The following is a 23,882-nucleotide window of genomic DNA, read 5'->3' on the forward strand; positions in this document are numbered from 1 at the left end:
CCAAAGACACACAGGGAGCGGGGTATGCGCGCAAGCACGGATCGACGGTGGGTCCTGGGTTGGCTGGGACTGCTGCCCTTCGCGGCCCGCGGGCAGCCGGACGCGCTGCACCTGCGCAGCGCCGCGCAGGCGGGGGCGCCGTTCAAGTACGGCAGTGCCGCGAGCGCGCGGCCGGGCTTGTGCCTGGAGATCGCGCAGGCGGTGGGCCAGGGTGGATCGGGGCTGCGCATCGTCGGCCTGGACCGCGAGGTGACGCTGCGCCGCCTGGAGCTGCTGCTGGAGCAGGGCGAGCTGGACGTGTTCTTCTGCCTGCTGCGCTCGGAGCGGCGGCTGCGCATGATGCGCTACCTGCCGGTGCCGCTGTACCGCGTGCGCCATGTGCTGGCGATGCGCATGGAAGACATGGACATGCCGCGCACGCTGGACGAACTGCGCGAGGTTTCGCGGCGCCGGCCGGTGCTGGTGGCGCAGGGCACGCAGCTGGCGCAGACGCTCAAGGACGCGCGCGTGAACCATGTGGAAGAGGCCAAGTCCGACCGCGAGGCGCTGCAGATGCTGCTGCGCGGCCGCGCGGACCTGGTCTATGGCCAGGAGCAGAACCTGCGCGCGCTGGTGCGAGAAGCGCAATTGGAGGCCTTGCTTCGCGTCGGCACGCAGGCCTTTGCCGAGGAGTTCCAATATGCTGTGGTGTCTCGCCAGTTGCCGGAGAGCGCGGTGCAGCGCCTGCTGCAGCGGCTGAGGCAGCTGGAAGCCAGCGGCGAACTGGCCCGCATTGTCCGGAGATACGACTGAATGAGCTTGAAGACGGTGAGCTGCGACGACGGCCGCACGCGCTGCGCCTGGTGCGAGGTGCCAGGTTTTGCCCCCTACCGCGACTACCACGACCGCGAATGGGGCTTTCCGGTCGACGAGGACCGGCGCCTGTTCGAAAAACTGTGCCTGGAGGGCTTCCAGTCCGGCCTGTCGTGGCGCACCATCCTGGCCAAGCGCGAGGGCTTCCGTGCCGCCTTCGCCGGTTTCGAGATCGACAAGGTGGCGCGCTTTGGCGAGGCCGACGTGCAGCGCCTGCTGCAGGACGCCGGCATCGTGAGGCACCGCGGCAAGATCGAGGCGGCGATCCACAACGCCAGCCGCGCGCTGGAGCTGCAGGCCGAGGCTGGTTCGCTGGCCGCCTTCTTCTGGGGCTTCGAGGAGCGCCTGCCCGAGGGCGAGTTCCGCGCCGAGTCGCCGGGCTCGCGGGCGCTGTCCAAAGCGCTGCGCCAGCGCGGCTGGAAGTTCGTCGGGCCCACCACCGCCTATGCCTTCATGCAGGCCATGGGCCTGGTCAACGATCACGCGCCGGACTGCGCCGGCCATGCCGCGGTGCAGGCCGCGCGGCGCAAGTTCAAGCCGCCGCGCTAGCCGCGGACGGGGCGGCGGCCGCTCTTCCTACAATGGCGGCTTTCCTCCCGTCACGAGCCCAGCCATGAGCGCCATCCAGCACCGCATCGCCCCCAGCATTCTTTCCGCCGACTTCGCCCGTCTGGGCGAGGAGGTGCGCGACGTGCTGGCCGCCGGCGCCGACTGGATCCACTTCGACGTGATGGACAACCATTACGTGCCCAACCTGACCTTCGGCCCCATGGTCTGCGAGGCGCTGAAGAAGCACGCCGTCAAGCCCGATGGCAGCCCCGCGCCCATCGACGTGCACCTGATGGTGCAGCCGGTGGACGCGCTGGCGCAGGCCTTCTGCAAGGCCGGCGCCGACCTGGTGAGCTTCCATCCCGAGGCCTCGGCCCATGTGGACCGCACGCTGCAGCTGATCAAGGGCGAGGGCAAGCAGGCCGGGCTGGTCTTCAACCCCGGCACGCCGCTGGACGTGCTGGAATGGGTGATCGACAAGGTGGACCTGGTGCTGATCATGAGCGTCAACCCCGGCTTCGGCGGCCAGAGCTTCATCCCGTCCGCGCTGAAGAAGCTGGCGCAGGCGCGCCGCCTCATCGAGGCCAGCGGGCGCGACATCCGCCTGGAGATCGACGGCGGCGTCAAGGTGGACAACATCCGCGCCATCGCCGATGCGGGGGCCGACACCTTCGTCGCCGGCTCGGCCATCTTCGGCAAGCCCGACTACAAGGCCGTCATCGACGCGATGCGCGCCGAGCTGGCGCGCTGAACGGCGCCGGACCCCGTTTCCGCCCGCCGCCGCGCGCCGCGCGTCCTCCCGCATGACCTCGGTCCTGCTCGTCTGCGCCGCCAACCTCTGCCGTTCGCCAATGGCGGAGGTGGTGTTCCGCGCCCGCGCGCCGCTGCTGGGACTGCAGCAGATCGCGTCGGCCGGCGTCTGGGCCGCGTCGCGCCCCCAGCCCATGGACCCGCGCGCCGTCGCCGCGCTGCAGCGGCGCGGCTACAAGCCGGAGCGGCGCTGGCATTCGCGCCGCGTGCAGCCGCTGGACTTCAGCCGCTACGAGCTGGTGCTGGCGATGGACCAGGAGGTGCTGGACGGCCTGCACAAGAGCCGTCCCGCGCACTGCGCCGCGGAGCTGGGCCTGTTCCTGGGCGGGCGCTTCGCCAGCCCGCCGCAGGAGGTGCCCGACCCCTACTACGGCAGCGCACAGGGCTTCGACCGCGTGCTCGACCTGATCGAGGCGCGCAGCAGCCACTGGCTGCAGCACGGGCCCTGAGCGGCGCCGCGGGCGCGCCAGGGCTCAGGCCTGGTGGTGCTCGGTCATGCGCACATGCGCGACCTCGCGCGTGTCCGGACCCTTGCCGCTGAAGCGGTCCAGCGCCAGGTAGATCACCGGCGTGATGTACAGCGTCACCGCCTGCGACAGGACCAGCCCGCCGACCACGGCCAGGCCCAGCGGCTGGCGCAGTTCGGCGCCGGCGCCCAGGCCCAGCGCGATGGGCACGGCGCCCATCAGCGCCGCCAGCGTGGTCATCATGATGGGGCGGAAGCGCAGGATGCAGGCCTCGCGGATGGCCTCGGCGGGGCTCATGCCGCCGTTGCGCTGGGCGTCGAGCGCGAAGTCGATCATCATGATGGCGTTCTTCTTCACGATGCCGATCAGCATCAGGATGCCGATGGTGGCGATCACGGTGAGCTCCATGCCCGCCAGGCGCAGCGTGATCAGCGCGCCCACCGCGGCCGAGGGCAGGCCGGCGAGGATGGTGAGCGGGTGGATGTAGCTCTCGTAGAGCACGCCCAGCAGCACGTAGATCACCGCCAGCGCCAGCCCGATCAGCAAGACCTGGCCCCCTTGCGAGTCCTGGAACACCGCGGCGTCGCCGCCGTAGCTGGTGATGATGGAGGAGGGCAGCTTGATCTCCTTCGCGTAGCCGTCCAGCTTGGCCGTCGCCACGCCCAGCGGCACGTCGGGCGCGAGGTTGAAGGACAGCGTGATCGCCTGCAGCTGGCCCTGGTGGTTGACCGCCGTGGGCCCCAGGCCGCGCTCGACGCGGGCGAAGGCAGTCAGCGGCACCAGCGCGCCGCTCTTGCTGCGCAGATAGATCTTGGCCAGCGCGTCCTCGCTGGTGCGGTCGGCGTCGCTGGCCTCCATGATCACCTGGAAGGTGTTGCTCTCGGCGTAGATGCTGGAGATCTGGCGTTCGCCGAACGCGCTGTACAGCGCGTTGCGCAGGTCCTGCATCTGCACGCCCAGCAGCGTGGCGCGCTCGCGGTCGATGACCAGGTTGGCCTGCAGCCCACGCAGCTGCGAGTCGCTGGTCACATCGCGGAAGATGGGATCGTTGCGCAGCTTGTCCTGCAGCTGCGTGGCCCAGCTGTTGAGCTCGCCGGCGCTGACCGACTGCAGCGTGTACTGGTAGCGGCTCTTGCTCTGGCGGCCGCCCAGCTGCAGGTTCTGCACCGGGCGCAGGTAGACGGCGATGCCGGGCACCTGACGCAGCTTTTTGCGCAGGCTCTCCAGCACCTGGGCCATGGGGGGGCGCTCGGCGCGCGGCTTGAGGTTGATGAACAGGCGGCCGGCGTTGACGTTGCCGCCGCTGTTGCCGCCGCCCACCGCGGCGGCCACGCTGGCCACGGCCGGGTCGCTCTTGATCACCGCGGCCACGCGCTCCTGCAGCACCGACATCGCGGCGAAGGAGATGTCCTCGGCGGCCTCGGTGCTGGCCTGGATCTGGCCGATGTCTTCCTCGGGGAAGAAGCCCTTGGGAATGCTGACGTAGAGCCAGGCGCTGCCGACGAAGGTGGCCAGCGCGACCAGCCCGACCAGCGCACGGTGGCGCAGCGCCCAGTCCAGGCTGCGCGTGTAGGCGTTCAGCACGGCGTTGAAGCCGGCTTCGAAGAAGCGGCCCAGCCGGCCTTCCTCCACCTCGTGGTGCGGGCGCAGGAAGCGGCTGCACAGCATGGGCACCAGGGTCAGCGAGACGCCAGCCGACACCATGATGGACAGCGAGACCACCACCGCGAACTCGTGGAACAGCAGCCCGATGACGCCGGGCATGAAGAAGATGGGGATCAGCACCGCGACCAGCGACACCGAGATGGACACGATGGTGAAGGCCATCTCGCGCGCGCCGCGTATCGCCGCCTCGAAGGGACCCGCGCCCTCCTCGACATGGCGCACGATGTTCTCCAGCATCACGATGGCGTCGTCCACCACCAGGCCGACGGCCAGCGTGATGCCCAGCAGCGAGATGTTGTCCAGGCTGTAGCCCAGCGCGTAGAGCAGGGTCAGCGCGCCGATCAGCGAGATGGGCAGCGACAGCGTGGGGATCAGGGTCGCCACCATGCGGCGCAGGAAGAGGAAGATCACCAGCACCACCAGCGCCACCGTCAGCGCGAGCGTGAAGTACACATCGTGCAGCGATTCGCGGATGGACAGCGAGCGGTCGTTCAGCGTCGTCATTTGCACCGAGGCCGGCAGCTGCGCGGCGAAGCGCGGCAGCATGGCCTTGACCGCGTCGACCACCTTCACCGTGTTGGCGTCGGGCTGGCGCTGCACGGCCAGCACGATGGAGCGCTCGCCGTTGAAGTTGGAGAAGGACTTGACCGTCTCGTAGCTGTCCTCCAGGTCGGCCACGTCGCGCAGGAAGACCGGCGCGCCATTGCGCGTGGCGACCACGATGGCGCCGAACTCGGCCGCGCTGCGCAGCTGCTTGTTGGCCTGGATGGTGAGGGTCTGGCGCGAGCCGTCCAGCGTGCCCACCGGCGTGTTCGCATTGGCGCCGCGGATGGCCGCCTGCAGCTCGTCCAGCGTCAGGTTGCGCTGGGTCAGCAGGTCGGTGCGCGCCTTGATGCGCACCGCATAGCGCTTCTGGCCGAAGATCAGCACCTGGGCCACGCCGTCGATGGTGGACAGGCTGGGCGTGATCAGGTTTTCGGCGAAGTCGTTCAGCTCCGACAGGTTCAGCGACGGCGAGGTCAGCGCCACCAGCAGCACCGGCGCGTCGGCCGGGTTGACCTTGCGGTAGGACGGCGGGTTGGTCATCTCGGCCGGCAGCGCGCGCAGCGAGCGGAACAGCGCCGCCTGCACGTCCACCGCGGCGGCGTCGATGTTGCGCGAGGGGTCGAACTCCAGCGTCAGCGAGGTCGAGCCCAGGGTGTTGGTCGACGAGATCGTCGTGATGCCGGCGATGGTGGAGAACTGCTTCTCCAGCGGCAGCGCCACCGACGAGGCCATGGTGTCCGGGCTGGCTCCGGGCAGCGAGGCCTGCACGTTGATCACCGGCGTGTTGAACGAGGGCAGGGCCGCGACCGGCAGCTTGCCCCAGGCCGCGAGGCCGGCGATGACCAGCGAGATGTTCAGCAGCACGGTCATCACCGGCCGCCGGATGAAGAGTTCGGTGAAGCCGCCGGCGATCATGCCGAGGCTCCGGAAGCGGCGCGCGTCGCGGCGGCCGGGTTGGCCGCCGCCGGCTGCTCGCGCACCGGGGTGCCGGGGCGCAGGTTCTGCTTGCCGTCCACCACCACGCGGGCGCCAGCCGGCACGCCGTCCACCACGGCCTGCTCACCGAAGGTGTAGCGCAGCTTCACCGGGCGCAGCTGGGCCTGGTTCTGCTCGTCGACGGTGTAGAGCTGGCGGTCATTGCCGCGCAGGATGATGGCCGCCTGCGGCACCACCACCGCGTCCTTCAGCGTGCGCAGCGTCATGCGCACGCGCAGGTACTGGCCCGGCCAGAGCTGCTGGCGCGGGTTGTCGAACTGGGCCTTGAGCTTGATGGTGCCGGTGCTGGCATCGACCTGGTTGTCGACGAAAACCAGCCGGCCGCGCGGCCGCTCGCCGGCCGGGGCGGCGCTGTTGTTGCGGCGGCCGCCGCGCGACGCGCCTTCCTCCACCGGCGGCACGACCTCGACGACCGGGGCCGCGTCGGGCTTGCCGGCGGCGGCCTGCATCGCGTCCAGAATGGGTGGCAGCTGGCTTTCCGGCAGCGTGAAGCTGACGCCGACCGGATCGATCTGCACGATGTTCAGCAGCGGCGTCGCCGTGGCGCTGGGCTGCACCAGGCCGCCCGGCCAGACGTTCACCGCGCCAGCGCGGCCCGCCAGTGGCGCGCGCAGCTCGTTGTAGCCGGTCGAGACCGCCGCGGCCTGCACCGCGGCCTCGTCGGCCTGCACCAGGCCACGCCCGGCGTCCAGGTTGGCGCGCGCGGTGTCCACCGCGCTCTGGGTGACGAAGTTCTGCGCCAGCAGCTCCTGCGCGCGCTGGTATTGGCGCTCCAGGTCGGCAAGGCTGGCGCGGTCGCGCGCCAGCTGGGCGCGCGCCTTCTCCAGGTTGGCGCGGTCGGCGCGGTCGTCGAAGCGGAACAGCAGCTGGCCCTTGGCGACCATCTGGCCTTCCTTGACCAGCACCTCGCGCACGGTGGTGGTGGTCTGGGCGCGGATGTCGACCTGGTTGAGCGCGCTGACCGTGCCGCTGGCCTCCACGACGACCGGCACGTCGCGCTGCTGCGCCAGCACCACGCCGACCGCCTGCGGCGCCGGACCGCCCGCCTTGGCCGCCTGGCCCTCGGCGGCGGGCTGGCCGCCGCGCCAGCGCCACCCCACGCCGGCTGCAATCAGGACCACGGTCAGCAGGGCGAGGAGGGCGAGAGGCTTGCGGCGCATGCGACAACTTTCTTCTGGGTCGGGGCCTGGATCCCCAGCGGGGCCGGGCCGTTGCGGCGACGCCGCACCAGCCCGGAAGGCGCGCTAGCTTAGGCCTCCATGTCGCACGCCTTATTTCGCGAATGTGAAGTTGCGTCGCCGGCACGCGCCGGTGGGACATCCCTCACATTCGCGCCGCCCATTGTGCGTCCTTGTGCGCAGAGCGCGCGCTCAGCGGTCGGCCCCCAGGGCCGCGGCCAGCGCGGCGCCGGCGCGGGCGTTGTTCAGCACCAGCGCGATGTTGGTGGCCAGGCTGCGGCCGTCGCTCAGTGTCTTGATGCGGGCCAGCAGATAGGGCGTGACCGCCTTGCCGCTGATGCCCTGGGCCCGTGCCTCGGCCAGTGCCTGGCTGATGTAGCCGTCGATCAGCGCCGCGGGCAGCTCGTGCTCGGGCGGCACCGGGTTGCTGATCACCGCGCCGCCGCCCAGGCCCAGCGCCCACTTGGCGCGCAGGAAGGCGGCCTGGTCCGCAGCCTCGTCCATGCGGAAGTCGGCCTTGAGCCCGCTGCTGCGGCTGAAGAAGGCGGCGAACTCATCTTGCTCGCGCGCGATGACCGGCACGCCCTGGGTTTCCAGGTATTCCAGCGTCAGCCCCAGGTCCAGGATGCTCTTGGCGCCGGCGCAGACCACGGCCACCGGCGTGCGCGCCAGCTCCTGCAGGTCGGCGGAGATGTCGAACGATGTCTCGGCGCCGCGGTGCACGCCGCCGATGCCGCCGGTGACGAAGACCTGGATGCCGGCCAGATGGGCGCAGATCATGGTCGCCGCCACCGTGGTGGCGCCCACCTTGCCGCTGACCAGCGCATAGGGCAGGTCGCGGCGGCTGAGCTTGAGCGCGTCGGACGAGCGGCCCAGCAGCTCCAGCTGCGCGTCGTTCAGGCCGACGCGGATCTTGCCGTCCAGCACCGCGATGGTGGCCGGTACCGCGCCGTGCGCGCGCACCGTGGCTTCCACCTCGCGCGCGGTCTGCACGTTCTGCGGATAGGGCATGCCGTGGGAGATGATGGTCGACTCCAGCGCGACCAGCGGCCGGCCCTGTTCATGGGCCTGGGCGACTTCGGGGGAGAGTTCCAGATGGGGATTGAGCGTCATGGGGCGAGCAGCGCGGGGCTGAGTTCGGGGGACACGGTGGCGCTGCTCCTGAGGGTCAGCGCGGAAAGCCTCTGGCCCAGGCGGCAGGCGGCCGCCAGGTCCTCGGGGTTCTGGGACAGCGCGGCGCAGACGCCGGCCGAGAAGGCGTCGCCGGCGCCGGTGACGTCGATCAATTGGTCGGCGGCCACGGGCTCGGCTGCCAGGGTGGACCAGCCGCCGTCGCGGTCGGCGAAGCGCAGACCCTGCCGGCCCTGGGTGACGATCACCCGCGCCAGCCCCTGCCCGCGCAGTTGCGCCAGCGCGGCCTGCCAGTCCGCCGCCTTTTTCAGCGCCAGGCCGCAGCGCGCGGCCAGTTCGTCGCGGTTGAGGATCAGCAGCGCCAGCCCGTCCAGCCGCTGCGGCAGCCGCGCCATCTTGGCCACCGACACCGCCACCGCCACCAGCGGCACGCCATCGGCGCGCGCCTCGGCGATCAGCGCCGCCTGGGTGGCGGCGGGCAGGTTGAGGTCCATCACGCGCATCGCGGCGGCGGCGCGCTGCGCGGCGCTGTGGCGCAGGAAGTCGGCATCCAGCCGCTCGCACAGCCCCATGTGGGCCAGGGCCAGCTGCATCTGGCCGCGCGCGTCCAGCACCGCGGTGTAGCTGGGGGTGGGCTGGTCGGCGCTGAGCAGGCTGCCGTCGGTGCCCACGCCCAGCTGCTGCAGCTGTTGCAGCAGGGCCTGGCCGGCGCCGTCCTGGCCCAGCGCCGTGAGCAGGTGCACCGGCAGGCCCAGCCGGGCCAGATTTTCGGCCACGTTGCGCGCCACGCCGCCGGCGGACTCGTGGCAGCCCTCCACGGGGTTGGAGCTGCCCATCACCAGCGGTCCGGCCAGCCGCAGCTTGCGGTCCAGGTTGGTACCACCCACGCAGACGATGGGCCGGCGCTGCGGCAGCACATAGGCGCGGCCCAGGATGCGCCGCTCGCGCGTCAGCGCGGCGATGTGGCCGGCCACGGCGGAGCGCGACAGGCCCAGCTGGTCGGCCAGCTCCTGCTGGCTCAGAAAGGGATTGCCTTGCAGCAGCGCGAGCAGCTCTTCCTTCATGCGGCGACGGCCGGCGGTGGCCGGTTAAAAACAATTGTCCGTCGATTATGACAAATGTTTAGTCATCGGAGGGCAGGGGCTTGTTGATCCAGCGCTCCAGCCAGCCGACGATGCGGCGCACCGCGTCCAGCCGGTGCGCCGGCCGGCCCTGGCCGATGAGGTGGTGGGAGCCGCCTGGGTAGAGCACCAGCTCGGTGGGCGTGCCGGCGCGCTGCAGCTTGACGAAAATCTCTTCGGACTGCCCGCGCGGGCAGCGTTCGTCGTCCTTGCCCTGGATGAACAGCGTGGGCGTGCAGGCCTGCTCGATCTGCGCCATCGGCGACAGCCGCAGCATCAGTTCGCGGTTGGACTCCGGCTTGCCGTCCATCGAGTACGGGTCGGCGAAATAGCCGCTGTCCGAGCTGCCGAAGTGCGACTCCAGGTTGGCCACCGGCGCCGAGATCACCGCGGCGCGGAAGGTTTCGCAATGGCCGATGGCCCAGGCGCCCAGATAGCCGCCGTAGGAGCTGCCGGAGATGGCGACGCGCTCGTCCGCCAGACCCTGCTCGCGCAGCGCCTCGATGGCGCCCAGGTGCTGGGGCAGGTCCAGCTCGCCCCAGCGCGCGCGCAGCCGCTCGCTGAATTCGCGCCCGTAGCTGCTGGAGCCGACCGCGTCCAGCGCCAGCACGGCCCAGCCGCGGCTGGCCAGCACCTGCCAGTGCGGCGAGGTCCCATACTGCAGCGAGACATAGCTCGCCGGCCCGCCATGGACGTCCACCAGCAGCGGCATGCGGCCCTCGGCGCCAGCCCGGCGCAGCAGCCAGCCTTCGACGGTTTCCTGTCCGCCGCGCCCGTCGGGCAACTCGAAGCGGCGCCGCTCCAGTTGCAGCGGCTGGCGCTCGCGCCACCAGGCGTTGAAGTCGCTCAGCCGGCGCGGGTTCGCGCCGCAGGCGTCCGCGCCGTGCAGCTCCTGCGGATGGTCCACGCCTTCTTCGGTGTAGAAGAGCCGCTCGGCCGCGACCAGCGCGCCCACCTGTCCACGCTCGGGGGCCACCAGGGCGCGCACCTCGCGCGTCCGCAGCGTCAGCTGCGCGACCTGCTGCGTGCCGCGGTGGGCGCGGATGAAGCGCAGGCGTTCGCTGTCGGCGCTCCACTGCAGCGGCTCGGGCACCACCTCCAGGTCGGCGTCGCCGACCGGCCGCACCTGGCCGGTCGAGACCTCGCGCAGCCACAGCCGCATCACCGCGTCGCCGCCGTCGAGCGCGCCGACGAAGGCCACCCAGCGTCCGTCGGGCGACCAGGCCGGCGATGCGGCGGTGCTGAGCTCGCAGCGCCAGCACTCGGGCTTGCCCTCGGCGCCCTGCGGGCCCAGGTTCAGCACCCACAGATCGCTGCAATGCTGCTGCCGCGCCTCATCACGGCTGCGGCTGTAGACCAGGCGCCGGCCATCGGGCGACCAGGCGATCTCGCCGACATCGAAGTCCCCGTGCGTCAGGAGGCGGCCCTCGCCGCTGTGCGCGTCGACGAGGACCAGGTGCTGGCGGGACGCCAGCGCATAGCCCTGGCCATCGAGCTTGTAGGGCAGCCGCCAGGCCAGCTCCGGGTCCTCGGTCGAGCGGGGCTTGCGGTGCAGGTCCAGGTCTTCGCAGCCCTTGGCGCGCCGCTCGGGGTCGACCGCGAGCGCGCACACCGCGGCCAGCTGGCGGCCGTCGGGGCGCCATTGCAGCTCGCTCACCGCGCCGGCGAAATCGGTCAGCGCGCGCGCCTCGCCGCCGTCCGGCGAGATCAGGTGGATCTGCGCCGTGTCGCCGGCGCGGTCGCTCAGGAAGGCGATGCGGCGCCCGTCCGGAGACCAGCGCGGCGACTGCTCCCGCGCTTCGGCGCGGGTCAGCTGGCGAGGGGGCTGCGGCTGGGCCGGATCCAGGTCCACGAGCCAGAGCTGGCTGAGGGTGCGGTCCTGCGGCCGGTCCACCTGCTTGAGGCTCAGGGCCAGGCGGCTGCCGTCGGGGGCCAGATGCAGTTCGGTGATGCGGCGCTCCAGAAAGAGATCGTCCGGAACGAATGGGGCGGTGTCGGTGTGGCTCATCGGGGCGACCTCGGGGCGTTCAGCAATCGTGGACGCGGGCCAGGTCGCCGGCGGCGAGCCGGTCGCGGTAGGCCTCGATGGACAAGGTCGCGTGGCGCGCCAGTCCGTCCTCGGTCCAGCTCAGGGTGGCCTGCTGTTCGCCCTGCTGCAGCCGGCAGGGGCCGCGGGGCACCTGCTGTGTCGCGCCGGAGCGATCCCGCAGCGTGAAGAGGCGCCGCACCAGGCCTTCGCAGGGGGCGGCCAACGGTCCTTCGAGCGGCGGCCATCCCGGCCCGGGAGGCGCCGCGGCCGGCGTGCCGGCCGGCTGCAGCGACCAGTCCCGCGCGTCGCGCAGCGTGGTGTGGGGTTCCAGCACCTGGGTCGCGGCCGTCGCGGCGATCGGGTCGCTGGCGGGAAAGGTGGCCTCCAGCGCACTGTCCAGCAGCTCCTGGTAGGTGGGCAGCCGGTGTTGCGGCAGCCGGGCCTGCCCGGCCATCCGCCGCGCTTCGTTCTCGAGTTGGTCCGCCTGAGGCATCTGGGGTTCCTTCCGCGCGGCTTCGCCACCGCGGCGAAGCTGGCAGCCCAGCGGCAATCGGCGGACCCGCTGCGGCGTTCAGCGCGGCGCCGCGGGCTCCGGCCAGACGAAGGTGACCACGCCATGCGCCGGCAACTGGTGGCTGAACTGGCGGCCGCCTTCACGCACCGTGAAGCGCTGCGCGCGCCGGCTGGCGTTGCTGACGATGAGCACGCGCGAGCCGTCGTCGGCGTTGCGGAAGGCCACATGGTCCAGGTCCGGCCGCAGCGCGCCGGAGTCGATGCGCTCGGCACCGGGGCGAACGAAGCGGCTGGCATGGCCGAACACCGCGTACTCCACGTTGCGCGTGATCGCGCCCGTGCGGCTGTCGATCGTCACCACGCCGCGGCAGTCGCCGCAGCCGCCCAGGTGCGGGCCATGGTTTTCGTCCAGCGCCAGGTTCCACATCAGCACGCCGCGCGCCCAGTGGCGCGTGCTGCCGATGATCAGCTGCTTCATCATCCAGCTCATGGACTCGCCCCAGCGCGGCGCCCAGTTGCCGCCCGAGCATTCGGTGAACCAGACCTCCTTGTCCGGATGGGCCTCGCGCACCCGGCTCTGCGCCGCGACGTCGCCGGCATAGCAATGCCAGGCCACGCCGGCCACATAGGGGCGGGCGACCGGATCGGCCAGCACCACCAGCGGCGATTGCGGCTGGTCCCAGTTGTGGTCCCAGTCCAGGATCCGCAGCTGGCCCAGGCCGCGCTGCTGCAGCAGCGGCCCGAGGTGGCGGCCGATCAGCTCGGCGCGCTCATGCGGCGACACGCGCATGCCGGGGTAGTTGTCGGGCTCGAAATGCGGTTCGTTCTGCACGCTCAGCGCGAAGATGGGCACGCCCTCGGCGCCCATGGCCTCGACATAGCGCACCAGGTAGTCGGAGAAGGCGCCATACATCTCGGGCTTGAGCCGGCCCTGGACCAGGCTGTTGCTGGTCTTCATCCAGGCCGGCGCGCTCCAGGGCGTGGCCATGATCTGCAGCTGCGGGTTCACGGCCAGCGCCGCGCGCACCACCGGCAGCACGTCGTCGCGCTGCTTGTCCAGCGAGAAGTCCCGGCCCAGGTCGGGGTCGGTCCGGCCCGGCGGCAGGTCGGCCAGCGAATAGTGGCGCGAGGAGAAGTCCGACGCGCCGATGGTCAGCCGGGTGAAGGAGAAGCCCAGGCCGCCCTGGTCGCGACCGAACAGCTCGGCGATCAGCGCCTGGCGCTGTTCGGGCTTGAGCCTGCGCTGGATCAGCTCCGCCGACGCGTCGGTGATGGACGCGCCGAAGCCGGCCATGCGCTGGTAGCGCTGCCCGGCGTCCACGGTGATCAGCGCGCCGCGCGCCGCGCCCTCGGGGGCCGGGGCCAGGGCCTTGTCCGGCTGCGCGGCGAGCAGTTGGCGGCCGTCGCCGCTGGTCTGCCAGGCCTGCACCGGCTGGGCCTGGGCCAGGCCGGCGCCCAGCAGCGCGGCCAGCAGCAGGGCCTGCGGGAGGAGGCGGCGCCCCGGGCGGGCGCTGCGGGAGAAGGGGGTCGGGTCTTGCATGGGTCCTCGTGAGCGGGTCGTCGATGCGGGCGTGGCGGGGGTGTTCAGAGGCGCTGGCCGCTGGCGCTGTCGAACAGCGAGGCGCGTGTCAGTTCGGCGCGCAGCCGCAGCCGGGCGCCGGGTGCATGGCCGCGCGCGGTCTGGGTGTCCAGCGCGGCGAGCGACTGGCCCTGGGCCTCCAGCCACAGCACCTGGTGGTTGCCCATGCGCTCGACCACGCTCAGCGTGGCCTCGTGCGTGCCGTCCGGGTCGGGCAGCAGCTGCTCGGGCCGCAGGCCCAGCTGCACCGCGCGGCCTTCGGCCAGCGATTCGGGCGCGACCTCGGCGGGCAGTGGCAGCGCGCCCAGGGCCAGGGTCTGCACATACCAGCCCTGCGGCCCATGGCACAGCGTGCCGGGCAGCAGGTTCATCGGCGGCGCGCCCAGGAAGCCGGCGACGAAGAGATTGGCCGGACGTTCGTAGACCTGCTGCGGCGTGCCCAGCTGCTGGATGCGGCCCTGGCGCATCACCGCGATGCGGGTGGCCAGCGTCATCGCCTCCACCTGATCGTGGGTGACGTAGATCATGGTGGCGCCCAGGCGCTGGTGCAGCAGCTTGAGTTCGCGGCGCAGCTCGCCGCGCAGCTGCGCGTCCAGGTTGGACAGCGGTTCGTCGAACAGGTAGACGGCCGCCTCGCGCACCAGCGCGCGCCCGATCGCGACGCGCTGGCGCTGGCCGCCGGAGAGCTGCGCCGGCTTGCGTTGCAGCAGCGCCTCCAGCTGCAGCATGCGCGCGGCGCGCTGCACGCGTTCGTCGATCTGCGCGCGCGGCAGCCCGGCCACGCGCAGGCCGAAGCTCATGTTGCGTTCCACCGTCATGGTCGGATAGAGGGCGTAGCTCTGGAACACCATGCCGATGCCGCGCTCGGCAGGCTCGGCCTCGGTCATGTCGCGGCCGGCGATGCGCAGCCGGCCGGCGCTGACCGGCGTCAGGCCCGCGATCGCGTGCAGCAGCGTGGACTTGCCGCAGCCCGAGGGGCCCAGCAGCACCAGGAACTCGCCCGGTTCCACATGCAGGTCCAGCGCGGGCACGACCTCGTGCTGGCCGTAGCGCAGAGTGAGCTGTTCGATGTCGACGGCGCTCATGGGGGATCAGCCTTTCAATGCACCGGCCGCGATGCCGCGCACGAACCAGCGGCCGGACAGCAGATAGACCGCCAGCGGAACGGCGGCGGTCAGCAGCGTGGCGGCCATGTTCAGGTTGTAGAGCCGCTCGCCGGTGGTGGTGTTGATGATGTTGTTCAGCTGCACGGTCATCGGCAGCTGCTCGCGCCCGGCGAAGACCAGGCCGAGGATGTAGTCGTTCCAGACGCCGGTGATCTGCATGATGGCGGCGACCACCAGCATGGGCGTGGACATGGGCAGCATCAGCTGCAGGAAGATGCGCCAGAAGCCGCCGCCATCGACGCGCGCCGCCTTGAACAGCTCCTGCGGCAGGCTGGCGTAGTAGTTGCGGAACAGCAGCGTCATCACCGGCATGGAGAACACCAGGTGTACCAGCACCAGCCCCGGCAGCGAGCTGTACAGCCCCAGGCCGGCCAGGCCCTTGACCAGCGGGTAGATCATCACCTGCACCGGGATGAAGGCGCCGACCATCAGCACGCCGAACAGCCATTGCGCGCCGCGCGGACGCCAGAAGGACAGCGCATAGCCGTTGAGCGCGCCGACCAGTACCGGGATCACCGTGCTGGGCAGCGTGATCGCGACCGAGTTCCAGAAGCCGCCGGCGATGCCCTCGCAGGCCAGGCCGGTGCAGGCGCCGCTCCAGGCCTCGCGCCAGGCGGCCAGGCTGGGCGCCGCGGGCCAGGCGAGCAGGCCCGCGCCGTGGCGGATCTCGTCCATGCTCTTCAGCGAGGTGGCAAGCATCACGTACAGCGGCGCCAGGAAGAAGGCGGCCGCGGCGAGCAGGAAGGCGTACAGGCCCCAGCGGCCCCAGCGCTGCGTCTTCATGCCTGGCCTCCCGCGGCCGCGCGGCGGCTGCGCCAGTACAGCAGCGGCGCCGCGACCGCCAGCACGCCCAGCAGCAGCACGATGGCGCCCGCCGACGCGAGCGCGATGTTGGCGCGGCCGAAGAGGTGGTCCATGATGAAGCGCGCCGGCACGTCGCTGGCCGTGCCGGGGCCGCCCTGGGTCATCGCGACCACCGCGTCGAAGACCTTCACCGCGGCGGTGAACAACAGCAGCAGCACGGTGGCATAGGTGGCGCCCAGCTGCGGCAGCACGATGGAGGCGTAGCAGCGCCAGCGCGGGATGCCGTCCAGCGCGGCGGCCTTCCAGACCTCCTCGTCGACGCCGCGCAGGCCCGCCAGCACCAGCGCCATCACCAGGCCCGAGGCCTGCCAGACGCCGGCCAGCGCGACCGCGTAGAGCACTTTGTCCTCGTTCTGTAGCCAGTCCAGCTCGAAGCCGCCGTTGCCCGGCGTCAGCAGCCATTGCCAGATCAGGCCGGTGGCGACGAAGGACAGCGCATAGGGGTAGAGGAAGGCGCCGCGCCACAGCGATTCGCTGCGCACGCGCTGGTCGATGGCGATGGCCAGCAGCGTGCCCAGCACCAGCGTCGCGGCGATGAAGACCAGCCCGTACAGCGCCAGATGCTCCAGCGACTGCAGCCAGCGTTCGTTGCCGAACAGTCGTTCGTACTGCGCCAGGCCGACGAAATCGTCCTTGGGGAAGCTGCGCGAGCTGGACAGCGAGATGCGCAGCGTCCACAGCGCCGAGCCCAGGTAGGCCAGCAGCACGGTGGCGGCCATGGGCATCAGCGCGCCCCAGGGCGTGAGCCGGCGCAAACGCCGGGCGAGAGGGCGCGGGGCTGCGGCCATGGCTCAGTCCCTCAGCGCCGCGGCGATGTCCTTCTGCACCTTCTCCACCGGCAGGTTGCGGTTCCAGTAGGCGGTCAGGATGTCGGCGAGCGCGCCGTTCTGGTCGGGCGTCAGGTAGACCTCGCCGTTGCCCAGGTGGCGGCTGCGGTCCTTCATGATCGCCAGGCCCTTTTGCGCGCACAGATCCAGCGCGCCGGCGTCGACATCGGTGCGGATCGGGATGGAGCCCTTGCGCGCGTTGAAGGCCAGCTGCGCGGCCGGCGAGGTGACGACCTTGGCCAGCAGCAGCTGCGCCTGGACCGTCTCGGGCTGGCGGCTCTTGGGGAAGACCAGGACATCGCCCTGGATGATGTAGGGCGACTGCGGGCCGAAGCCGGGGATGCAGCCATAGTCGCGGCCGGGCTGCTGGCGCGCCAGCGTGAACTCGCCCTTGGCCCAGTCGCCCATGAACTGGAAGCCCGCCTTGCCGCCGATCAGCAGCGCGGTCGCGTCGTTCCAGTTGCGGCCCGGCGAGTTGCGGTCCACATAGCCCTGCAGGCGCTTGAAGCTCAGCAGCACCTGCTTGAAGGCCTCGCCCTGGATGGCCTTGGGATCGCGGTCGCGCAGCACCTTGAGGTAGAGATCGCGTCCGCCCTGGTTGGCCAGCACCGCGGTGAAGACGATGTTGTCCTGCCAGGCCTGGCCGCCGTGGGCCAGCGGCGTCAGGCCGGCGGCGCGCAGCTTGTCCATCGCGGCGAAGAGCTCGTCCATGCTGCGCGGCTCCTGCGCCACGCCGGCCTTGGCGAGCGCGGCCTTGGAATACCACAGCCAGGTCGGCATGTGGATGTTGACCGGCGCGGCGTAGTAGTGGCCCTTCACGCGGATCACGTTGAGCACGGTCTCGGGCAGGAACTTGTCCCAGCCCTCTTGCTGCGCCACCGCGTCGACCGGGTTGAGCATGCCCTGCTCGACCAGGTCGAGGAACTGGCGCGAGGTGTTGAACTGCGCCGCGGTCGGCGGCTTGCCGCCGACGATGCGGTTCACCGCCACCGCGCGCGCCTGCTCGCCCAGCGCCACCGCGGTGTCCACCCATTCGCCGCCGGCCGCCTTGTACGCCTCGGCCAGCGACTTGACCGCCGCGGATTCGCCACCCGCGGTCCACCAGTGGATCACCTCGGCGCGCAGCGGCGCCTTCTGCGCCATCGCGGCGCCGCAGGCGGCGGCCAGCGCGCAGGCCAGGACGGCGAGTCGGACGCGGCGGGGCCGGCGTCCGTGGCGGGAGAGAGGGGTCAGGTCTTGCATGTGAGGGGTCTTGCGCGGATGGGCGGATGGATCAGGCGGCGTCGCCGCGGCCGTGCAGGAAATCGCTGTACCAGCGGCCGCTGGCCTTGATGCGGCGCTGCTGCGTGGCGTAGTCGACGTGGACCAGGCCGAAGCGGCGCGTGTAGCCCTCGGCCCATTCGAAGTTGTCCAGCAGGCTCCAGGCGAAATAGCCGCGCAGCGGCACGCCCTGCGCGCGCGCGTCGCGCGCGGCGGCCAGGTGGCGCGCGAGGTAGCTGCGCCGCTGCAGATCCTCGATGCGGCCGTCGGGCAGCAGCTCGTCCTCGTAGGTCGAGCCGTTCTCGGTCAGGTAGACCTCGGCGGGCGCGTAGTCGCGCTGCACGCGCTGCAGCAGCTCCACCATGCCCTGCGGGTCGACCTGCCAGCCGAACGCGGTGCGCTCGACGCCCTCGGGCTCGACCACGCGGGTGCCGATGGGGTTGGCGCCGGTGGCGTCGGCGACGACCTCGGGGAAGTAGTAGTTGATGCCCAGGAAGTCGCAGGGCCGCGCGATCTCGGCCAGGTCGCCGTCGTGCATGCGCGGTGCATGCGCGCCGTACAGCGCCCAGGTATCGGCCGGGTAGCCGCGCCCGTGCAGCGGATCCAGGAACCAGCGGTTGCGCGAGCCGTCGTGGCGCCGCACCGCGGCCTGGTCGGCGTCGCTGTCGCTGGCCGCACGGATCGGGTGCAGGCTCAGCGTGATGCCCGCGCGGGCGTCCTTCACATGGCTGCGCAGCACCGGCAGCGCGCGGCCATGCGAGAGCAGGATGTGGTGGCAGGCCTGCAGCCCGGCCGCCAGGCTCTTCAACCCCGGCGCGTGCACGCCGTCGTGATGGCCCATCAGCGCGCTGCACCAGGGCTCGTTGTGGGTGATCCAGTGCTTCACCCGGTCGCCCAGCCGGCGCGCGACGAGCTCGGTGTACTCAGCGAAGGCGTCCACCGTGTCGCGCGACAGCCAGCCGCCCTGCTCCTGCAGCGCCTGCGGCAGGTCCCAGTGGTACAGCGTCAGCCAGGGCTCCAGGCCGCGTGCCAGGCAGCCGTCGACCAGGCGCTCATAGAAGTCCAGCCCGCGCTCGTTGACGCCGCCGCGCCCCTGCGGCAGCACGCGCGGCCAGGCCACGGAAAAACGATAGGCGTTGACGCCCAGCGCGCGAGCCAGGTCCAGATCCTCGGGCCAGCGGTGGTAGTGGTCGCAGGCGACGTCGCCATGGCTGGCGTCGCGGATGCGGCCCGGGGTGGCGCAGAAGCGGTCCCAGATGGACTCGCCCTTGCCGTCCAGCCGCGCGGCGCCTTCGATCTGGTAAGAGGAGGTGGAGCAGCCCCAGCGGAAGTCGGCGGGGAAATCGCTGCGGGCCAGCGAGGGCATTGGCTTGGTGCTCATGTCGGGCTTCGGGGTGAATTCGCGTCGGTGTTGAGGTGCGGCCCCGCGCTGCGTGCGCGGGGCCCGCCGGGCCGAGGCCCGGCGGCGGTCGTCACGGGGTCAGGTCTTGACAGGCGAGGGCCTCGGGGCCGCGCGCCGCGCCGGCGACGATGCGCACGCGCGCCAGGCTGAGGTCCAGGCCGGCGTCGGCCTGCAGCGCGAAGGGCATCTCCACGCGGCTGGCGTCCAGCCCGGCGGCGCCGAAGCAGGCCAGCGGCACGGCATAGCGCTGCACGCGGCCGGGCTCGGCGCGGCGCAGCAGCGCCTGCAGGTCCAGCGTGGCGCCGCAGCCCGCGCCGCAGCCCATGCTCAGGCGCACCGGACCGGCGGGCGGCTGGTCCACGCGCAGGTCGAAGACCAGGGCCGCGTCGGGATAGACGCTCAGCGCGGCGCGCTGCGGCGCCCACAGCGCCAGCTGCGCCGGGCCCTGCCATTGCAGGCGCTTGGCGTCCTGCTGGGTGTGCAGCTGCACGGTGGACAGCAGCAGGTCGGGGCGCTCGGCGCCCTCGGGCAGGCGCCATTGGCGGTTCAGGTCGTCGCCGATGCGCTGCGCCGCCCAGCGTCCCGGGCCGCCGGAGACCTGCATCTCGTAGGGCGCCTGGGCATTGCGTTCGAACAGCAGCAGCTCGGTCTGCGCCGCGCAGCCGCCGCTGGGGCTGCGCTCGTCCAGCCGCGGCAGCCGCGCGGCCTGGCCGTAGCGCAGGCCGTGGCCCAGTGCGAACAGCGGCGTGCCGCCTTCGCCGCGGTTCAGCGGTGTCTGACAGGCGCCGCGCGGCCAGGAGAAGGGCAGGCGGCCCGCGATGGGATGGGCGACGCGGCCCTGCGCGTCGCGCAGCAGCACGTCGGCGATGCCGCCGCCCTCGGTGCCCGGCAGCCAGGCGGCCACGAAGGCGTCCGAGCGGTTCAGCAGGTCGTTGACCCACAGCGGCCGGCCGGCGATGAACACGGTGACGACGGGGCGGCCCTGGCCCGCGACGGCGTCCAGCACGGCCAGGTCTTCCGGATGGCGGCTGCTGTGGCGCAGCGTGCCGGACGGCGGGATGTCGCCGTTGCCTTCGGCATAGGGCGTTTCGCCGATCACGGCGATGACGGCGTCGTAGTCGGCCACGCGCACGTCGCGCCCGTCGGCGCTGTAGCGCACCCGCGCGTCGCCCAGCGCGGCGCGCAGTCCGGCCAGCGCGGTCTCGCCGGCGGGGAAGTCTTCGTTGCGGTTTTCCGTGCCCTGCCAGGTCAGTGTCCAGCCGCCGTTCTGGTTCTGCAGGCTGTCGGCGCTCTTGCCCACCACCAGCACGCGGGCGTCGCGGCGCAGCGGCAGCACCTGACGCTCGTTCTTCAGCAGCACCAGCGATTCGCGCACCGCGCGGCGCGCCAGTTCGCGGGCCTGCAGGGCCTCGGCCCGGCCGGCGTGCACGTTCTGCTGCGGGGCGCGCTCGAACAGGCCGGCGCGCAGCTTGACGCGCAGGATGCGGCGTACCGCGTCGTCGATGCGCGCCATCGGGATCTCGCCGCGTTCGACCTCGGCGATGGTGTTGGCGATGAAGCGCTTCCAGTCCTCGGGCACCATGACCAGGTCGATGCCCGCGCGGATGGCCTGCGGACAGCTGGCGTCGCGGCAGCCGGGAATCTGCGCAATGCCGTTCCAGTCGGAGACGACCAGGCCGTCGAAGCCCATCTGGCCCTTCAGCACCTCGCCCAGCAGGTAGGCGTTGCCGTGCATCTTGCCCTGGTCGAGCTGGCGGCCGCTGTCGTACCAGCTGTTGAACGAGGCCATCACCGTCTGCGCGCCGGCGCCCAGCGCGCCGACATAGCCGCGTCCGTGCAGGTCGCGCAGCGTGCGCTCGTCGACGCGGGTCTGGCCCTGGTCCTTGCCCTGGTGGGTGCCGCCGTCGCCGATGAAGTGCTTGGCGGTGGCGATCGCGCTGTCGTCGCTGCCCAGCCGGCCCTGCAGGCCGCGCACATAGGCCGTGCCCAGGCGCTCGACCCAGGCCGGGTCCTCGGAGAAGCTCTCGTAGCTGCGGCCCCAGCGGTCGTCGCGCGTGACGGCCAGCGTGGGCGCGAAGGTCCAGGCAATGCCGGTGGCGCGCAGCTGGCGCGCCACCGCGGCGCCGATTTCCTGCACCAGGGCCGGGTTGCGGCTCGCGCCCAGGCCGATGTTGTGCGGAAACAGCGTGGCGCCGCGCACGTTGTTGTGGCCGTGCACGGCGTCCGTGCCCCAGATCACCGGGATGGGCTCGGCCAGGTCGGTCTGCAGCGAGGCCTCGTGGTAGGCCTGCGCCAGGCGCAGCCAGTCCTGCACGCTGGCGTTCTTGTCGTTGCCGGGCCAGGAGCCGCCGCCGTTGAGCACCGAGCCGATGTAGTAGCGCCGCACCTCGTCGGGGCTGATGTGCTTGATCTCGGGCTGGGTCATCTGGCCCACCTTCTGGGCCAGGGTCATGCGCGCGAGGATGCGCTCGATGCGCGCCTCGATCGCGGCGTCGCGCGGCACGGCGCTGGCGACCGCGGGCCAGCGCGTGGCGGCGGCGGTCGGGCTGGCGCCTGCGAGCGCCGGCAGGGCCAGCAGGGCGGAGGCAAGCAGAAGGCGGGGGCGCATCATGGCGTCTGTCGTCAACTCGGTACCGGGACGACGGATTCTTAACGAAGCGCGATGTTTGTTAATATAACGTTAACCCTTGATCGAGGACCGATGGCGCTACAGTGCGGCCACATCCCTGGTCACCCCAAGACATGGCTTCATCGATGCATCTGCTGCTCGCCGAGGACGACGCCCTTCTCGCCGACGCGCTGTCCGCGCAGCTGCGGCGCGCCGGCTTCGAGGTCGAGCATGCGCCCAATGGCGCGGTGGCGGAGTACCTGCTGGGCAAGCAGAAGTTCGATGTCGCCATCCTGGACCTGGGCCTGCCCCTGGTGGACGGGCTGACGGTGCTCAAGCGCGCGCGCGCGGCGCAGCGCCTGCTGCCGGTGCTGGTGCTGACCGCGCTGGACAGCCTGGACGACCGCGTGTCCGGGCTCAACGCCGGCGCCGACGACTACCTGACCAAGCCCTTCGATTTCCCCGAGCTGGAGGCGCGGCTGCATGCGCTGATGCGCCGCGGCCGTCCGCCCAGCAGCGCCGCGACCATGGGCAGCCTGGTGTTCGACCGCGGCACGCGGCGCGCCGCCGTGCGCGGCGAGACGCTGGACCTGAGCCCGCGCGAATGGATGCTGCTGGACCTGCTGCTGACGCAGCGCGACCGCGTCGTGACCAAGGACCAGATCACCTCGGTCTGGGCCCAGGACGGCTCGGACACCAGCGGCAGCGGCTCCATCGAGGTCTACATCCACCGGCTGCGGCGCAAGCTGGAGCAGTCGGGGCTGGCGATACGCACGGTGCGCGGGCTGGGCTATCTGCTCGAAGACGAGCCCGGCGCGGCGGGATGAGCGCGGAGGGTCGCCGCCACTGGCTGGTGTCGGTGCCGGGCGCGCGCTCGCTGCGCCGCCAGCTGCTGGTGTGGCTGCTGCTGCCGCAGATCGTGCTGTGGGTGGCGGCGGCGATCTTCACCTACAACCTGGCCGCGAGCTATGCCAGCCGCGCGATCGACGCCAGCCTGTCGCAGGCCTCGCGGGCGCTGGCGCGCCAGGTCAAGCCGCTGGACAGCGGGCTGCTGATCGACTTCCCGCGCGCCGCGCAGGACATCCTGGAGGCCGACCCCAGCGACCGCGTGCTCTACATGGTCAGCACGCCGCCGGGGCAGTTCATCCTCGGCAACCGCCATTTGCCCGGCGTGCCGGCGGGAGTGCCGACGACCGAGGGCGAACCGTATTTCTACGATGGCGTGCTGCGCGAGGCCGATGGTGCCTCGCATGTTCGCGTGGCCGCGCTCTACCTGCGCTATGGCGAGGCCGATGGGCCGGCGCAGACCATGCTGGTGCAGGTGGCGCGCTCCAGCGCCAACCGCGAGGAGCTGGCGCGCGAGATCCTGCGCGACACGGTGCTGCCCCTGTCGGTATTGATCGTGCTGATGACCATGATCGTCTGGACCGGCATACGCGCCGGGCTGGCGCCGCTGTCGGTGCTGCAGCGCCAGGTCGAGGGCCGGGCCGCGAACGACCTGGCGCCGATCAAGATCAGCGCCGCGCCGCCCGAGGTGCGCGCGCTGGCCGGCGCGATCAACACCCTGCTGGGCGAGGTGCAGCACAGCGTGGCGGTGCAGAAGCGCTTCATCAGCGACGCGGCCCACCAGCTGCGCACCCCGCTGGCCGGGCTGAAGAGCCAGACCGAGCTGGCGCTGCGCGACGCCAGCGACCCCGAGCTGCTGGCCCGGCTGCGCCGCGTGCACGAGAGTGCGGTGCGCAGTGCCCACCTGATCAACCAGCTGCTGCTGCTGGCGCGCGCCGAGCCGGAATCGGCCTCGCTGCAGGACCGCCGGCCGCTGGACCTGCGCCGCCTGGCGCGCGAGCTGTGCACGGAGATGGTGCCGCGCGCGCTGCAGGCGGGTGTGGATCTGGGCTTCGACGAGTCCGGCGACGAGGAGCCGCCGGTGATGGTCAGTGGCATCGCGCTGCTGCTGCGCGAGGCGATCAGCAACCTGATCGACAACGCGATCCGCTACGCGGGCCGCGGCGCGACCGTCACGCTGCGCGTGCGCCAGCAGGGCGCGCAGGCATTGCTGGAGGTGGAGGACAACGGGCCCGGGCTGCCGCCGTCCGAGCTGGAGCGCGTGTTCGAGCGCTTCGTGCGCGCCACCCACGACGGCAGCGGCTGCGGCCTGGGGCTGGCCATCGTGCGCGAGATCGTCGAGCGCCACGCCGGCCAGGTGCGCCTGGCGCCGCTGCGCCCGCACGGGCTGGTGGCGCGTGTCACCCTGCCTTGCGACGACGGCCGGACGCCGGCCCAGGGTTAGCCCTTGCTTTAAGGCGTTAAAGTTTCATT

At 71.8% G+C, this 23,882-nt stretch carries 19 protein-coding genes; 6 read left to right on the forward strand and 13 right to left on the reverse strand.

Translation table 11 applies throughout. The features are described 5' to 3' along the window. Positions 1 to 24: 24 nt before the first annotated feature. The 4 genes from LZ017_RS06035 (at position 25) to LZ017_RS06050 (ending at position 2,660) form a co-directional block, all read left to right on the forward strand. A complete protein-coding gene (locus tag LZ017_RS06035; protein ID WP_241299331.1) occupies positions 25 to 792 on the forward strand; it encodes a transporter substrate-binding domain-containing protein in 768 nt (255 codons plus the stop codon). After that, positions 793 to 1,401, forward strand: coding sequence for a DNA-3-methyladenine glycosylase I (locus tag LZ017_RS06040; protein WP_241299333.1), 609 nt, complete (start codon positions 793 to 795; stop codon positions 1,399 to 1,401). It abuts the gene before it with no gap. 64 nt (positions 1,402 to 1,465) lie between these two features. Further along, the gene (rpe, locus tag LZ017_RS06045; RefSeq protein WP_241299336.1) at positions 1,466 to 2,152 is read left to right on the forward strand and encodes a ribulose-phosphate 3-epimerase; all 687 of its coding nucleotides are present in this window, start codon (positions 1,466 to 1,468) and stop codon (positions 2,150 to 2,152) included. A 52-nt stretch (positions 2,153 to 2,204) separates the two neighbouring features. Then, positions 2,205 to 2,660 carry a low molecular weight phosphotyrosine protein phosphatase gene (locus LZ017_RS06050; protein ID WP_241299338.1) on the forward strand — a complete coding sequence of 152 codons (456 nt, stop codon included), beginning with the start codon at positions 2,205 to 2,207 and terminating at the stop codon, positions 2,658 to 2,660. Positions 2,661 to 2,684: 24 nt separating this feature from the next. Here LZ017_RS06050 and LZ017_RS06055 read toward each other — a convergent pair whose 3' ends face one another. The 13 genes from LZ017_RS06055 to LZ017_RS06115 form a co-directional block, all read right to left on the reverse strand. Continuing rightward, positions 2,685 to 5,804, reverse strand: a complete 3,120-nt coding sequence (locus tag LZ017_RS06055) for an efflux RND transporter permease subunit (RefSeq protein ID WP_241299340.1) — start codon at positions 5,802 to 5,804, stop codon at positions 2,685 to 2,687. Next, positions 5,801 to 7,045, reverse strand: a complete 1,245-nt coding sequence (locus LZ017_RS06060; protein WP_241299342.1) for an efflux RND transporter periplasmic adaptor subunit — start codon at positions 7,043 to 7,045, stop codon at positions 5,801 to 5,803. Before LZ017_RS06060 ends, LZ017_RS06055 begins: the two co-directional genes overlap by 4 nt. A gap of 210 nt (positions 7,046 to 7,255) precedes the next feature. Continuing rightward, positions 7,256 to 8,176, reverse strand: coding sequence for a pseudouridine-5'-phosphate glycosidase (locus tag LZ017_RS06065; RefSeq protein ID WP_241299344.1), 921 nt, complete (start codon positions 8,174 to 8,176; stop codon positions 7,256 to 7,258). After that, the gene (locus tag LZ017_RS06070; RefSeq protein WP_241299346.1) at positions 8,173 to 9,258 is read right to left on the reverse strand and encodes a carbohydrate kinase; all 1,086 of its coding nucleotides are present in this window, start codon (positions 9,256 to 9,258) and stop codon (positions 8,173 to 8,175) included. Before LZ017_RS06070 ends, LZ017_RS06065 begins: the two co-directional genes overlap by 4 nt. 58 nt (positions 9,259 to 9,316) lie before the next feature. Next, entirely contained in the window at positions 9,317 to 11,323 is a 2,007-nt protein-coding gene (locus LZ017_RS06075) for a S9 family peptidase (RefSeq protein ID WP_241299348.1), read from the reverse strand. Positions 11,324 to 11,342: 19 nt separating this feature from the next. Further along, positions 11,343 to 11,837 (reverse strand): hypothetical protein, encoded by a 495-nt coding sequence (locus LZ017_RS06080; RefSeq protein ID WP_241299350.1) that lies wholly within the window; start codon positions 11,835 to 11,837, stop codon positions 11,343 to 11,345. A 78-nt stretch (positions 11,838 to 11,915) separates the two neighbouring features. Beyond that, positions 11,916 to 13,397: a glycoside hydrolase family 30 beta sandwich domain-containing protein gene (locus LZ017_RS06085; protein ID WP_241299352.1), complete on the reverse strand. Its 1,482-nt coding sequence runs from the start codon at positions 13,395 to 13,397 to the stop codon at positions 11,916 to 11,918. Positions 13,398 to 13,441: 44 nt separating this feature from the next. Continuing rightward, complete coding sequence (locus LZ017_RS06090; RefSeq protein WP_241299354.1) at positions 13,442 to 14,521, reverse strand: ABC transporter ATP-binding protein; 1,080 nt, start codon at positions 14,519 to 14,521, stop codon at positions 13,442 to 13,444. Positions 14,522 to 14,527: 6 nt separating this feature from the next. Further along, the gene (locus LZ017_RS06095; RefSeq protein ID WP_241299356.1) at positions 14,528 to 15,385 is read right to left on the reverse strand and encodes a carbohydrate ABC transporter permease; all 858 of its coding nucleotides are present in this window, start codon (positions 15,383 to 15,385) and stop codon (positions 14,528 to 14,530) included. Then, positions 15,382 to 16,254, reverse strand: coding sequence for a carbohydrate ABC transporter permease (locus LZ017_RS06100; protein WP_241299358.1), 873 nt, complete (start codon positions 16,252 to 16,254; stop codon positions 15,382 to 15,384). The genes LZ017_RS06095 and LZ017_RS06100 overlap by 4 nt, the downstream gene beginning before the upstream one ends. 3 nt (positions 16,255 to 16,257) lie before the next feature. Further along, complete coding sequence (locus LZ017_RS06105) at positions 16,258 to 17,436, reverse strand: ABC transporter substrate-binding protein (RefSeq protein ID WP_241396089.1); 1,179 nt, start codon at positions 17,434 to 17,436, stop codon at positions 16,258 to 16,260. Between the two features lie 130 nt (positions 17,437 to 17,566). Next, entirely contained in the window at positions 17,567 to 18,934 is a 1,368-nt protein-coding gene (locus LZ017_RS06110) for a GH1 family beta-glucosidase (protein ID WP_241299360.1), read from the reverse strand. A gap of 91 nt (positions 18,935 to 19,025) precedes the next feature. Next, entirely contained in the window at positions 19,026 to 21,566 is a 2,541-nt protein-coding gene (locus tag LZ017_RS06115) for an exo 1,3/1,4-beta-D-glucan glucohydrolase (RefSeq protein WP_241299362.1), read from the reverse strand. Between the two features lie 143 nt (positions 21,567 to 21,709). Here LZ017_RS06115 and LZ017_RS06120 point away from each other — a divergent pair, with 143 nt between their 5' ends. Both LZ017_RS06120 and LZ017_RS06125 read left to right on the forward strand, forming a co-directional pair. Continuing rightward, on the forward strand, positions 21,710 to 22,390 hold the full coding sequence (locus LZ017_RS06120; protein ID WP_241299364.1) for a response regulator transcription factor: 681 nt from the start codon (positions 21,710 to 21,712) through the stop codon (positions 22,388 to 22,390). Beyond that, positions 22,387 to 23,853: a sensor histidine kinase gene (locus LZ017_RS06125; RefSeq protein WP_241299366.1), complete on the forward strand. Its 1,467-nt coding sequence runs from the start codon at positions 22,387 to 22,389 to the stop codon at positions 23,851 to 23,853. Before LZ017_RS06120 ends, LZ017_RS06125 begins: the two co-directional genes overlap by 4 nt. Positions 23,854 to 23,882 lie beyond the last annotated feature (29 nt).

This window comes from Pelomonas sp. CA6, from assembly GCF_022549225.1.
Lineage (GTDB): Bacteria > Pseudomonadota > Gammaproteobacteria > Burkholderiales > Burkholderiaceae_C > Roseateles.

Bases quoted from the DNA above. Each gene is read 5' to 3' on its own strand.
- LZ017_RS06035 (WP_241299331.1), top strand. From the start codon at position 25: ATGCGCGCAAGCACGGATCGACGGTGGGTCCTGGGTTGGCTGGGACTG.
- LZ017_RS06040 (WP_241299333.1), top strand. From the start codon at position 793: ATGAGCTTGAAGACGGTGAGCTGCGACGACGGCCGCACGCGCTGCGCC.
- rpe (WP_241299336.1), top strand. From the start codon at position 1,466: ATGAGCGCCATCCAGCACCGCATCGCCCCCAGCATTCTTTCCGCCGAC.
- LZ017_RS06050 (WP_241299338.1), top strand. From the start codon at position 2,205: ATGACCTCGGTCCTGCTCGTCTGCGCCGCCAACCTCTGCCGTTCGCCA.
- LZ017_RS06055 (WP_241299340.1), bottom strand. From the start codon at position 5,804: ATGATCGCCGGCGGCTTCACCGAACTCTTCATCCGGCGGCCGGTGATG.
- LZ017_RS06060 (WP_241299342.1), bottom strand. From the start codon at position 7,045: ATGCGCCGCAAGCCTCTCGCCCTCCTCGCCCTGCTGACCGTGGTCCTG.
- LZ017_RS06065 (WP_241299344.1), bottom strand. From the start codon at position 8,176: ATGACGCTCAATCCCCATCTGGAACTCTCCCCCGAAGTCGCCCAGGCC.
- LZ017_RS06070 (WP_241299346.1), bottom strand. From the start codon at position 9,258: ATGAAGGAAGAGCTGCTCGCGCTGCTGCAAGGCAATCCCTTTCTGAGC.
- LZ017_RS06075 (WP_241299348.1), bottom strand. From the start codon at position 11,323: ATGAGCCACACCGACACCGCCCCATTCGTTCCGGACGATCTCTTTCTG.
- LZ017_RS06080 (WP_241299350.1), bottom strand. From the start codon at position 11,837: ATGCCTCAGGCGGACCAACTCGAGAACGAAGCGCGGCGGATGGCCGGG.
- LZ017_RS06085 (WP_241299352.1), bottom strand. From the start codon at position 13,397: ATGCAAGACCCGACCCCCTTCTCCCGCAGCGCCCGCCCGGGGCGCCGC.
- LZ017_RS06090 (WP_241299354.1), bottom strand. From the start codon at position 14,521: ATGAGCGCCGTCGACATCGAACAGCTCACTCTGCGCTACGGCCAGCAC.
- LZ017_RS06095 (WP_241299356.1), bottom strand. From the start codon at position 15,385: ATGAAGACGCAGCGCTGGGGCCGCTGGGGCCTGTACGCCTTCCTGCTC.
- LZ017_RS06100 (WP_241299358.1), bottom strand. From the start codon at position 16,254: ATGGCCGCAGCCCCGCGCCCTCTCGCCCGGCGTTTGCGCCGGCTCACG.
- LZ017_RS06105 (WP_241396089.1), bottom strand. From the start codon at position 17,436: ATGGCGCAGAAGGCGCCGCTGCGCGCCGAGGTGATCCACTGGTGGACC.
- LZ017_RS06110 (WP_241299360.1), bottom strand. From the start codon at position 18,934: ATGAGCACCAAGCCAATGCCCTCGCTGGCCCGCAGCGATTTCCCCGCC.
- LZ017_RS06115 (WP_241299362.1), bottom strand. From the start codon at position 21,566: ATGATGCGCCCCCGCCTTCTGCTTGCCTCCGCCCTGCTGGCCCTGCCG.
- LZ017_RS06120 (WP_241299364.1), top strand. From the start codon at position 21,710: ATGCATCTGCTGCTCGCCGAGGACGACGCCCTTCTCGCCGACGCGCTG.
- LZ017_RS06125 (WP_241299366.1), top strand. From the start codon at position 22,387: ATGAGCGCGGAGGGTCGCCGCCACTGGCTGGTGTCGGTGCCGGGCGCG.